Raw genomic sequence first — 12,554 nt, forward strand, 5'->3', positions numbered from 1 at the left:
TTTGCGATACTGATCGCAAATTTCCTTTAAAAAACGGGAAAAACCGTGAATTAAACATTTTCAACTGGCTATTTACTAAAACTCCCTTATAATAGGCGACCTATTTATCTGTTCTTTAAAATCTGGTGGAAATATGAATCCAATGTTAAATATCGCGATTCGTGCGGCACGAAGAGCGGGCAACGTGATTGCTAAAAACTATGAGCGCCGTGATGACATCCAAACAAGTAAAAAAGGTATTAATGATTATGTGACTAGCGTCGATAAAGCCGCTGAAGCAGAGATCATTGAAATCATTCAAAAATCTTATCCTGATCACACAATTATCAGTGAAGAACGTGGTGCATTAGAAGGCAAAGACAGTGATATTCAATGGGTAATTGATCCACTAGATGGCACAACCAACTTCGTGAAAGGTTTGCCACATTTCTCTGTTTCTATTGCTATCCGTGTAAAAAACCGTACCGAAGTGGGTGTGGTTTACGATCCTATTCGTAATGAATTATTCACGGCTGTACGTGGTGAAGGCGCAAAATTAAATGAAGTGCGTTTACGTGTAGATAGCCAAAATGAACTTAATGGGGCGATTTTAGCCACCGGTTTCCCATTCAAACAACCAAGCTTGATGCCAACTCAATTTGCGATCATGAATAACTTAATTGATGAAGCTGCAGATTTCCGTCGTACGGGTTCTGCCGCATTAGACCTTTGCTATGTTGCTTCTGGTCGCGTTGACGGTTATTTCGAAATGGGCTTAAAACCTTGGGATTGCGCAGCGGGTGATTTAATCGTGCGTGAAGCGGGCGGTTTAGTATGTGATTTCAATGCGGGTCACGGCTATTTACGCTCAGGCAATATCGTGGCGGCTCCAGCACGTATTTTAAAAGAAATGCTAAATAAAATTCAGCCTTGCTTAACCGAACAAGTGAAGTAAGACTCAATAAAAAGTGCGGTAGATTTCACCGCACTTTTTTTATGACTAATTTCTTTCGAGTGGCTTTCTATTTTCTTCCGTTTCCGGCTCAAGATCCAATTTAGCCATAAGAAGTTGATCGCCATCTTCTTCTGGGTTGCCTGTCACTAATAATTTATCGCCATAGAAAATGGAATTCGCTCCCGCCATAAAGCACATCGCTTGCATTTCTTCACTCATGCCTTGACGACCAGCAGAAAGACGAACATAACTTTTTGGCATGGTAATACGCGCTACAGCAATGGTGCGAACAAACTCTGTCCAATCTAAATCAGCTGCATCAGCCATTGGCGTGCCTTCCACTTTCACTAATTGGTTAATCGGCACTGACTCCGGCTGAGGATCAAGATTTGCCAAACTTGCGATGAGGCCTGCTCGCTCTTTACGGGTTTCATTCATGCCCACAATACCGCCACAGCAAACTTTCAAACCAGCATGACGCACTTTTCCTAGTGTACTTAAACGATCATCAAAACGGCGTGTGCCAATGACATTGTGATAATTCTCTGGCGCGGTATCTAGATTGTGGTTGTAATAATCCAATCCTGCATCTTTTAACTCTTCCGCCATACCATCTTGCAACAACCCAAAGGTACCGCAAGTTTCTAAGCCAATATCTTTTACCGCACGAATAATCGCCGTCACTTTTTCCATATCTTTAGGCTTAGGACCACGCCATGCTGCGCCCATACAAAAACGTCCTGCACCACGTGCTTTAGCAATTTTGGCTTTTTCGACAATTTCATCAATATCCAAGATCTGCTGATTTTGTACACCTGTTTGATAACGCGCTGATTGAGGACAATAGCCACAATCCTCTGGACAACCACCCGTTTTAATCGACATCAACGTCGATAACTGTATCGCGCCAGGGTTGAAATGCTCTCGATGCACTTGAGCTGCACGATAGACTAATTCTAAAAAAGGGGTTTCAAATAGTGCTTCGACTTTACAAACAGACCAATACTCTACTGAAGGATGCGGTGTAATGGATGAAAGCTGTACTACATTTGTTGTGGTCATTATATTTTCCTCGTTTAAGCAACGTTGCTTTTATTAAGTTGAGCATATTACTCTGCAATAAGATAAAAAGAGATCAGATCACTTTTCCTTGATGAATTTCGATCACTCGATCAATATGCCGTTCAATTTCTTTAGATTGATGCGTTACCAGTAACATGGTGAGCTTTTTTTCTTCACATAATTGATCCATTAAATCCTGCATTTCAATGCGTAATTTAGGATCAAGTGCAGAAAATGGCTCATCCAATAATAAAATGGGTTTATCTCGTAGCAAACAGCGCGCCAGTGCCACTCGCTGTTTTTGTCCACCTGAAAGTGCGATCGGTTTTCTCGTTAAAAAATCCTGTAAATTGACCGCACTTGCAGCTTGTTCTACAAGTGCTTTTTCTTCTGCATTTAAGGCTAAATTCGGTTTTAAACCTAAAGCGATATTCTCTTCCACAGAAAGATGAGTAAAGAGATTATTTTCCTGAAATAGCATGGAAACATGGCGTTCAAAAGGTGCCGTTTTAGTATGATTTTCACCATTTAGCCAAATCTCGCCACTATCAGCATATTCAAAGCCGGCAATTAAATTCAGCAAGGTACTTTTCCCTGCGCCACTTTCACCAATGATGGCGATTTTTTCCTGGGCTTGAATCTGTAAATCAAATACCATCGGCATGGATTGATAATTGAAGACTACATTATTTAATTTAATCATGTTGTTCCTTCTGCCCTTCAATAAACATAAATAAACCTAAACATAAGCCCAATAAAATCAATGCCGTCACTGCCGCTTCTTGGCTTCGATATTGCCCGATTTGTTGATAAAGCAAATGAGGCAACGAAGTAAAGTCAGGGCTACCAAATAAAGCTATTGCCGTAAAATCGCCTAGTGATAAAGTCGTTGCAAGCGCCAAGGCATATTTCAATGGGGCTTTTAGCAGCGGATATTCAATTAAACAAAAACGCTGCCAACCTGTAATATTCAGCGATAAACAAAGTTTTTCATAATATTGCATCGATTGATTCATTGGCGTATTAAGAATTTTGATCACAAATGGCAAGGCAGCCAAGGCGTTGCAAACCGATACCACTACAAACAAATGCCCTGCTGAAAAATCAATATCTTGTAACCAAAGGAATAAGCCGACTGCTAAAACGATCGTCGGAATGGCTAAAATCATCATGCCCCCCGTTAAAATTAAGTGGACTAATTTGGGGCGATATAACCATTGTAGTTGCCGTGAAAGCAATAATAAGAAAAATCCAAATAATACCGATAAAATCCCGGCTGTCGGTGCCATGGTTAATGAATAAGCAAACGCTTTCCATAATTGTGGATTTTGCCAATAGCCAAATAATTGAGTTGCAGATAAACCTTGAAAAACAATATTGAATAAGGGACTTAAAATAAATAAGCACACCGAGAATAAGACAAAAACATGTCCAAATTTGACCGCACTTGAAACAGGTAAAACCCAGCGATAACGTTGCGATATCTGCGTTTCAGGTGCTTTCGCCCAATATTGTGAAAGTGAAAATAACGCAAAACAAAACGCAAATTGTACAAGCGCAAAAAGTGCGGCTTTGGGTAAATCAAATTCAAAGAAAATAGCTTGGTAAATCGCAACTTCTAGCGTGCTATTTTGTGGCCCGCCACCCAGTGCCAATACAATCGTAAAACTAGTGAAACACAACATAAAAATCAGTACAAAGGCAGACACTATTTGGCTTTTCAAATAAGGCCATTCAATTAAACGGAAAAATGTGAAACCTTTGATATTCAATTGTGCCGCGAGTTGATGCTGTTCGGTCGGTACACTTTGCAAAGCCTGTAAACTCATTCGGGCAGCTAAGGGAATATTAAAAAATAAATGGGCAATGAGAATACCGCTTAAACCATAAATGGAGGGTTTCCATGAAATACCTAAGGTTTGCAGCAGTTGTGTTAGCCAACCGGCAGTGCCATAAATACCAATTAGACCGAAAATAGCCAGTAATGCCGGCAAAACAAATGTGAGAGAAAAAATGCGTAAAATGAGCGATTTGCCTTTGAAATCTAAATAGAAAAAAGCACGCGCAAATAACGTTCCAATTACGCTAGAAAGCAAGGCTGACAAGAATGCCTGCCCGACACTAAAGGCGATAACTTGATGTAAATAATCGTCTTTTAAGAAATCAGATAAGGCATAACCACTTCCTACTGAAAAAACCGCAGAAATGGAAAATCCATAAAGTAAAACGATGAAAAAAATGACCGCACTTCCGCCCAAATAATGGCGAGGACGAAAATGCGGATGTTGCAATAAGCGCATTAAGATTACTTAGACAAGGCTTTTTGCCATTGATTGATCCAGCCTTTCAGCTGCTCACTTGTTACCGTTGTGGTATCTAAAATACGCATTGATTTTGCGCGAGAATTAAGCGCATCAATATGACTTTCGATATTGGTCTCTACCACGGGTAACATCACATTATTTTTAGCAATATCCGCTTGAGCTTGCGGTGAAAGTAAGAATCCTAAAAATTCATCAGCACAGGCATTATTGCGGTTAGCGACTTTTGCCGCGACTTCAACTTGTAATACGCTCCCCTCTGCAAATTCCGTTGCCACATAATTGTCTTTTTGTTCAGAAAGAATATGGTAAATCGGTGAAGTATTTACGCTTAAAACCAGATCACCTTCGCCTTTTAAGAAGGCCCCATAAGACTCAGTCCAACCTTTGGTGACCGTGACCGTATGTTTAGAAAGGGTCTTCCAGGCATTTGCGACATCTGCTTCTGGATAAACTACATTCATCCAAAGTAATAAACCACGTCCAATACTGCTTGTACGCGGATCTTGATATAACACTTTAAGATCTTGACGCTCAACTAATTCTTTTAAGCTCTTTGGTGGATTAGTCAGTTTATTTTTATCATAAATAAACGCGTATTGTGCATAATCGAATGGTAAGAACGTGTGATTTTCCCATTTAATTGGTAAACGTAACTGGCTTAAATCCACTTTATTTGGCTCAAAAATATTGAGTTTTTGTGCATCCTCAATTTGATAACTATCTAAACCGAGCACTACATCCGCCTTAATTTTTTTACCTTCTAGACGAACACGGTTAAACAAGGTGCCATTATTATCAAAAGCCACATAATTCAGCTTACATTGCGGGAATTGTTGTTCAAAAGCTGCTTTAACTTTTGGTCCAGCGCTCCAATCAGCACTAAATGAATCATAAGTATAAACATCTAATGTTTGAGGAGCTGCTTGTGCGAAAGCGGAAGCGGTAAAAAGTGCGGTTAAAATGGGAAGCGTTTTGTTCATTATGCGTTCTCCTTATTTTTGCATAACGAAACAGCATAATGAGATGATTAGTTTCCTACGCCAGCATTATCTGTTTCAGGTTCACGGGTATTTCTCAGCCATTAATAGAGGCACCCCGACTAACGCGATGTAGTCTATCTTAAGGAAATTTAATCAACAAGTTATTTCATTTAAAAATGTTAATCTGATCACATTTTTATAACAGGTTTATCATTTTTTGAGCAAAAGAAAACCTGCTAAAAAGCAGGTTTATCTTGGTAATCTATCGTCAATTAAGCTTGATGTTTAGCCGCTACTTCGCTTAATAAGGTTTGAAGTTCGCCAGCTTGATACATTTCTAAAATAATATCACAACCACCAATTAACTCACCTTCTACCCATAATTGTGGGAAAGTTGGCCAGTTTGCATAAGCCGGTAATTCAGCACGAATATCTGGGTGTTGAAGAATATCAACATAGCCGAAAGGCACTTTGCAATTCATTAATGCTTCAGATGCACGTGCAGAGAAACCACAAGAAGGTAATTTTGGTGAACCTTTCATGTAAATTAAAATTGGGTTTTCAGCGATTTGTTTTTTGATTTTGTCTAACGTTTCCATAATGTTCCTTGTTCAAATAAATATGAATAGGGCGCTATTCTAGCATAAGATAGAACCTGAGTGAAAGACTTGGTCTTACCAACTTCCACCAGCTCCGCCGCCGCCAAAGCCACCGCCACCAAAGCCACCACCGGAAGAACCACCTCCACCGAAGCCTCCACCAAATCCGCCTCCGAAACCGGAACCGCCACCACGGCGACGAGAAATCGTACTTTGACGAATGATTTTATTCAGTTGGTCACGTTGATTCGGGCTAATATAGACTTCATCTTTGTGATATTGGAATTCACCAAATAATACAATAGCAATAAATGCCAATACCATTAAGAATGGGATGTACTTATCGAACGCATCTTCTTCAACTTGTGCCGCATCAAACTCGCCTTTACTTGCCGCAATAATTTGGTTTAAGCCATCATTAATACCTTGGGCATATTGACCTTGTTTAAATTGTGGCAAAATTGCCGAACGGATGACTTGCGATAAAAAAGCATCCGGCAGTACGCCTTCTAAACCTTGCCCTGTTGCGATAAAAACTTTGCGATCATTTTTCGCAATCAGCATCAACACGCCATTGTTCAGATTTTTACGCCCAATACCCCATTTATCACCTAAAGCAAAGGTATAATCAGCAATTTCATATTCACCGGTTGTCGGAACCAAAACAACAGCGATTTGTGAACTCGTTTCTTTACTATAAGCAATCAGTTTATTTTCTAAAATTTGCTTATGTTCTGATGAAAGTGTGTTGGTGTAATCGTTTATGTAATGGAAAGGATTTGGTGCAGGCGGAAATTCTGCCGCAACAACCATTTGAGCAAAAAAAACAAGGCTAAAAACAACCGCACTTTTCATAAAAGATAAAAGCTTAGCCATTAATAATTACCTCATTAGATAATTCATTCACATCATCAGGCTGAATAGGGAAATGGCGAGATAAAATATCACTGATACGATCAATCGCATCGACAATGCCTTGTGTATAAGCTTTTTGTTTAAACTGCTCAATCATTAAATCGCATTGTAACTGCCAATAAGCCACATCAACAAATTGATGAATTCCTTTATCACCTACGATTGCACAAAGATGATTTTTATATCCCACATAAATCAACACGGCATTTTGTGCCGCTGTTTTATGCATTTCCAGTTCATCAAAGACTTCTAAAGCTCGTTCCATTGCAGACAGTTGTGCTGAAGCCTTTGGTACTTTGCGTTCAATATAAACACGTAACTCAGCCGAACTTAAGCTTTCGAGGCGACTAATCGCCGCCTCGATTTGCTTTTTATCTACCGGAATTCTGGAAAAGAATGGCATAGATAAACCTTAGTTAAAGTTTACAGTCGGTGCGTTTTCAGCGCCTGCAGCTGATTTAAAGTAAGGTTTAGCTTTAAAACCAAAAATCATTGCCGCTAATTTAGTTGGGAATTGACGTACTTTTTCATTATAAATACGCGCTGCTTCATTAAATTTATTACGAGCGACATTGATACGGTTTTCAGTACCTTCAAGTTGCGCTTGTAAGTTCATAAAGCCTTCGTTCGCTTTTAATTGTGGATATTGTTCTACAGTAACGAGTAAACGAGATAATGCTGAACCTACTTGATTTTGGTTTTGTTGGAATTCGTTTAATTGTTCTTCCGTTAAATTAGACGGATCAATTTTAGTTTGTGTCGCTTTTGCGCGAGCTTCGATTACATTGGTTAATGTCTGTTGTTCAAAATTAGCTTGACCTTTTACAGTATTCACTAAGTTTGGAATTAAATCAGCACGACGTTGATAAGATGATTCAACATTTGCCCAAACAGAATCAATTTCAGTTTCTGCTTTTACTAAGCCATTGTAGCTAGACATTAAGCCAAAACCTGCAGCAACGGCAATAATAATCAAGATAATCCACTTTTTCATTCAAAAATTCCTTCAATTATAGGTTTAATTTATATAAGAAAAGACCTAAACCGAAGTTTAGGTCTTCTAATGTTAATCCGTTAATGGATAACTAAATAAAATTATTTAGTACCGTTAACTGCGATTTCAACACGACGGTCTGGTGCTAAACAAGCGATAAGTGCTTTACGACCTTTAACCGCGTCACAAGTAGAACCTGTAACTGGGTTAGCTTTACCGTGACCAACTGCAGAAATGTTTTGAGCTGGAACACCTTTAGCTACTAAGTAGTTAGCTACAGAGTCTGCACGACGTTGTGATAATTTTAAGTTTGGTGCATCTTTACCGATACGGTCTGTATAACCAGCAACAGCTACGTTAGCGTTGTTAACTTGAGCGATTTCACCATAGATACCGTCTAAAGTTGCTTTAGCTTGTGGTTTTAAGTTAGCTTTACCGAAAGCGAAAGTTACATCAGAGCTTAAGTTGAAAGTTTTGCTTACAACTTCAGGTGCAACAACTGGAGCAGCACCTTGACCGAAACGGTAAGATAAACCAGCGTTGATAGAACCGATCCATGGGTTGTAGTCTTGAGAACTATTGTGTGTATCTTGAGTACGGTATTTACCTACGCGAGCTAACCATTGGTATTCTAAACGTAATGCTAACTCTGGTAATGAAGGTAATGCATATTCGAAACCAGCAGCGAACACTGGAGAAACGCGTAAGCTGTGACGACCTTCTTTGTGATCACGTGCACCAGTAGTTGCATCGTAGAATTTATAGTCTGAACGAACTAAAGCTGCACCAACACGACCATAAACGTCTAAACCTTCTAAAGTAGAAGTTAAGCCGCCTAAACCATAGCTACCTTTTAAGCTTAAGTGCGCACCGTGGTTAGTATGTTTTAATGCTACTTTACCAGCATCTTTGAATTTAGCACGACCGAAGTCATCGTAACCTAATTCAACCGCTAAACCTAAGTTGTCACGGTTTAAGATTTGGTAACCACCGAATACACCATAAGTGAAAGAATTACGGTTGTAACCTGTACCAAAATCTAAGCTACGTGGGTTACTAGCATCAGTATTAGCTTTGATACCATCATGGAAAGATGCTTGACCAGCTTTAACACCTGCATAGAAAGTGTTTTCTTGTGGAGCTGCTTGAGCTACTGAAGCTGCTGCTAAACCAGCAACGACTAATGCGATTGCAGTTTTTTTCATTTTGATGTCCTCTATTTAGTCATCGTTATTAATAAGAAAAGTTTCCTTGTTTATTGTGAACTTTATAAAAAAGAAACACTCTAAACGTTACTTAACTAGGGTTTTGAATTTGCCCTAACTTATCCTTTTGACAAATTCAATTCCTTTGCCATAGCCAAAGGAACGTTCAAAAGTATGGTTATTATCCTATAAAAACATCAAAGATCAAACTTTTTTTGCCCTTTTTGGTTATTTTATAGACAAACAACCCCTAAAATGAACGTTCATTCACAAAAAACGGGTTAATTTTTAACCCGTTTTCCATTCTAACAAAAAATATCTTTTGTTGAAATCGACTTTTTTTTGAGCTTCATATATCATCAAATTCACTTTCTTCTCTTTATTATAGGTAAGTGATTTTATGTTGCCTCGTCTCTCTAATGTGCCACAACTTAATAATGTGGTGAGTGATTATCTTCACGAACTCCAAAAACAGTATTTTGAAGGTGATATTGCCTCAAATTATGCTGACCGCTTAAGCCTTGCGACAGATAACAGCGTCTATCAGCAACTTCCACAAGCTATTTTATTCCCTAAATCTGTTGCTGATGTGGTGCGCATTACCAAATTAGCAAATAAAGAAAAATACCTTCACTTGACCTTTACACCTCGCGGTGGTGGCACGGGTACCAATGGACAATCTATTAATAACAATATTATTGTGGATCTCTCTCGCCACATGACAGGCATTTTAGAGCTTAATATAGAAGAACGTTGGGTTCGTGTGCAGGCGGGCGTCGTAAAAGACCAACTCAATCAATTTTTAAAACCTCACGGCTTATTCTTTGCACCGGAGCTCTCCACCAGCAATCGTGCGACCTTAGGCGGCATGATTAATACTGATGCATCCGGTCAAGGTTCATTACAATACGGTAAAACCTCTGATCACGTTTTAGCATTACGTTCTGTTTTAATGAATGGTGAAATATTAGATACAAGTGCGGTCAAATCTGACGATGTTTTAGAAAACTACCCGCTTGCAGAAAATAGTAAAACGCTACATCAAACGATTTTCCAACGTTGTAAAGAGAAGCGCACCTCAATCATTCAAGATTTACCACAACTCAATCGCTTTCTCACCGGTTACGATCTTAAGAATGTCTTTAATAAAGATGAAAGTGAATTTAATCTCACCCGAATTTTAACAGGGTCAGAAGGTTCACTTGCGTTTATCTGCGAAGCTAAACTCAATTTATTGCCGATTCCTAAATATCGCACCTTAATTAATGTGAAGTACAGTTCATTTGATGCAGCCCTTCGCAATGCACCTTTTATGGTAAAAGCCAATGCTCTTTCCGTCGAAACGGTAGATTCCAAAGTATTGAACCTTGCTAAGCAAGATATTATTTGGCATTCGGTAAAAGAACTTTTAACAGAAGAAGAACAAAATCCCATTCTTGGCTTAAACATTGTGGAATATGCGGGCAACAATCAAGCTAAAATCGATAGCCAAGTGACCGCACTTTGTCAACAATTAGATGAAAAAATTGCACAAGGCAAAGATCATATTATCGGCTATCAACTTTGTTCTGACTTGCCTTCTATTGAACGTATTTATGCCATGCGTAAAAAAGCAGTGGGGCTATTGGGGAATGCGAAAGGCGCAGCCAAACCGATTCCTTTTGTGGAAGATACCTGTGTGCCACCAGAACATCTTGCGGATTACATTGCGGAATTTAGAGCCTTATTAGATAGCCACAATCTGCAATATGGGATGTTTGGCCATGTGGATGCCGGCGTATTGCACGTTCGCCCCGCTTTAGACTTATGTGATAAAGAACAAGTCAAACTCTTTAAACAAATTTCAGATGAAGTAGCTGAACTCACCGTGAAATACGGCGGTTTGCTATGGGGTGAACACGGTAAAGGCGTACGTTCTCATTATGGAGAAAAATTCTTCACTCCCGAACTTTGGCAGGAATTGCGTTATGTGAAATTCTTATTTGATCCAAATAATCGTCTCAACCCAGGTAAAATCTGTACACCACTTAATAGCGATGCGGAGCTCTATTCGATTCTCTCGCCGATGCGTGCGGACAATGATCGCCAAATTCCAATTCAAATGCGAGATGAATTCAAAGGTGCGATGAATTGTAACGGTAACGGACTTTGCTTTAACTTTGATGAGCACAGCATTATGTGTCCTTCCATGAAAGTGAGTAAAAATCGCGTATTCTCGCCAAAAGGACGAGCCGCTATGGTGCGTGAGTGGCTGCGATTGATGGCGAATGAAAACGTATCGCCTGATCAATTAGATTTTCATAAAACGCAAGTCAAACTGACCGCACTTGTGGAACGTTTCCGCAATAGCGTGCAGAAATGGCGTGGTGAATATGACTTCTCACATGAAGTAAAAGCGGCAATGGATACTTGTTTGGCGTGTAAAGCCTGTGCAAGCCAATGCCCGATTAAAATTGACGTACCAAGTTTCCGTGCGAAATTTTTCCATTTCTACCATAGTCGTTATTTACGCCCAGCCAAAGATCATCTTGTAGCGAATTTAGAAGTTGCCGCACCTTATATGGCGAAACAACCGGCATTATTCAATTATTTCACCAAGCTAAAAATCACACAAAGTCTGGTTGAAAAAACACTGGGTATGACTGACTTGCCTCTCCTTTCTGAGCCTAACCTTCAACAACAATTAGTCGAAATTGGCTACCAAGGAAAAAAATTAGAAGAATTGGAAGGTCTCAGTGCAACAGAAAAAGCCAATATGCTCTTTATCGTACAAGATCCTTATACCTCTTATTACGATGCTAAAGTAGTACGGGATTTCGTAGCTCTCACACAAAAACTAGGTTTTGAGCCAACCATTCTGCCTTTTAAACCGAATGGCAAAGCCATGCATATTAAAGGTTTTTTAACTCGCTTTAGTAAAACAGCGAAAACACAAGCGGAGTTTTTAAATCGCGTCGCCAAATTAAATGTGCCTTTAGTCGGCGTAGATCCAGCGATTGTGCTTTCTTATCGAGATGAATATAAAGAGGTCTTAGGTGATTCTCGCGGTGACTTCCATGTACTCACAGCACATGAATGGCTGACCAATCAATTAGAAAGTAACGCATTACAAAGTGCGGTGAAAAATATCGCGAAATCTGACCGCACTTTTGAGTGGCATTTATTCCCTCATTGTACAGAATCCACCTTTATGCCAAACAGTCCGAAAGAATGGCAGCATATTTTTGCGCAATTTGGACAAACCTTGAATGTTGAAAAAGTCGGCTGTTGTGGCATGGCGGGCGTATTTGGCCATGAAGTACAAAATCAAACCATGTCAAAAGATATTTACGACGTATCGTGGGGCAAAAAATTACAAGGTAAAGATCCAAATCATTGTCTCGCAACTGGCTATTCCTGCCGTAGCCAAGTGAAACGATATGAAAAAGCCATCTTGAAACACCCTGTTCAAGCATTGCTTGAAGTATTGAATCACTAAAATAGATTTTTTACTTACCACAATATTTTAGAAAATAAAAAGCGGTCAGACTTTAAATCTGAC

Annotated in this window: 11 protein-coding genes and 1 riboswitch; of the genes, 2 read left to right on the plus strand and 9 right to left on the minus strand. The window is 39.4% G+C overall.

Annotated features, from left to right (window positions below; all coding sequences use genetic code 11):
* Positions 1-133: 133 nt before the first annotated feature.
* A complete protein-coding gene (gene suhB, locus HMPREF3263_RS06045; protein WP_005695663.1) occupies positions 134-934 on the plus strand; it encodes an inositol-1-monophosphatase in 801 nt (266 codons plus the stop codon).
* 45 nt (positions 935-979) lie between these two features.
* Here suhB and bioB read toward each other — a convergent pair whose 3' ends face one another.
* The 9 genes from bioB to ompA form a co-directional block, all read right to left on the minus strand.
* The gene (gene bioB / locus HMPREF3263_RS06050; protein ID WP_005695662.1) at positions 980-1,996 is read right to left on the minus strand and encodes a biotin synthase BioB; all 1,017 of its coding nucleotides are present in this window, start codon (positions 1,994-1,996) and stop codon (positions 980-982) included.
* A gap of 73 nt (positions 1,997-2,069) precedes the next feature.
* The gene (gene thiQ / locus HMPREF3263_RS06055) at positions 2,070-2,699 is read right to left on the minus strand and encodes a thiamine ABC transporter ATP-binding protein (RefSeq protein ID WP_005698250.1); all 630 of its coding nucleotides are present in this window, start codon (positions 2,697-2,699) and stop codon (positions 2,070-2,072) included.
* On the minus strand, positions 2,692-4,296 hold the full coding sequence (thiP, locus tag HMPREF3263_RS06060) for a thiamine/thiamine pyrophosphate ABC transporter permease ThiP (RefSeq protein WP_005698214.1): 1,605 nt from the start codon (positions 4,294-4,296) through the stop codon (positions 2,692-2,694). Before thiP ends, thiQ begins: the two co-directional genes overlap by 8 nt.
* Before the next feature lie 5 nt (positions 4,297-4,301).
* Positions 4,302-5,300, minus strand: coding sequence for a thiamine ABC transporter substrate binding subunit (gene thiB, locus HMPREF3263_RS06065; protein WP_005699496.1), 999 nt, complete (start codon positions 5,298-5,300; stop codon positions 4,302-4,304).
* A gap of 35 nt (positions 5,301-5,335) precedes the next feature.
* Positions 5,336-5,428, minus strand: a riboswitch (TPP riboswitch).
* Between the two features lie 144 nt (positions 5,429-5,572).
* The gene (gene grxD, locus HMPREF3263_RS06070) at positions 5,573-5,899 is read right to left on the minus strand and encodes a Grx4 family monothiol glutaredoxin (protein ID WP_005699458.1); all 327 of its coding nucleotides are present in this window, start codon (positions 5,897-5,899) and stop codon (positions 5,573-5,575) included.
* Positions 5,900-5,974: 75 nt separating this feature from the next.
* Positions 5,975-6,775, minus strand: a complete 801-nt coding sequence (locus HMPREF3263_RS06075) for a TPM domain-containing protein (RefSeq protein ID WP_049366112.1) — start codon at positions 6,773-6,775, stop codon at positions 5,975-5,977.
* Entirely contained in the window at positions 6,768-7,217 is a 450-nt protein-coding gene (locus HMPREF3263_RS06080) for a TPM domain-containing protein (protein ID WP_014065676.1), read from the minus strand. The genes HMPREF3263_RS06075 and HMPREF3263_RS06080 overlap by 8 nt, the downstream gene beginning before the upstream one ends.
* Before the next feature lie 9 nt (positions 7,218-7,226).
* Positions 7,227-7,808: a LemA family protein gene (locus HMPREF3263_RS06085; protein ID WP_049364356.1), complete on the minus strand. Its 582-nt coding sequence runs from the start codon at positions 7,806-7,808 to the stop codon at positions 7,227-7,229.
* Between the two features lie 101 nt (positions 7,809-7,909).
* Positions 7,910-9,013 carry a porin OmpA gene (gene ompA / locus HMPREF3263_RS06090; RefSeq protein WP_070853096.1) on the minus strand — a complete coding sequence of 368 codons (1,104 nt, stop codon included), beginning with the start codon at positions 9,011-9,013 and terminating at the stop codon, positions 7,910-7,912.
* 400 nt (positions 9,014-9,413) lie between these two features.
* On the opposite strand from ompA, the gene HMPREF3263_RS06095 reads away from it, so the two are divergent.
* Entirely contained in the window at positions 9,414-12,491 is a 3,078-nt protein-coding gene (locus HMPREF3263_RS06095) for a D-2-hydroxyglutarate dehydrogenase YdiJ (RefSeq protein ID WP_070853097.1), read from the plus strand.
* The last annotated feature ends 63 nt before the right edge of the window (positions 12,492-12,554 follow it).

Source organism: Haemophilus sp. HMSC61B11, from assembly GCF_001838615.1.
Lineage (GTDB): Bacteria > Pseudomonadota > Gammaproteobacteria > Enterobacterales > Pasteurellaceae > Haemophilus_D > Haemophilus_D parainfluenzae_AD.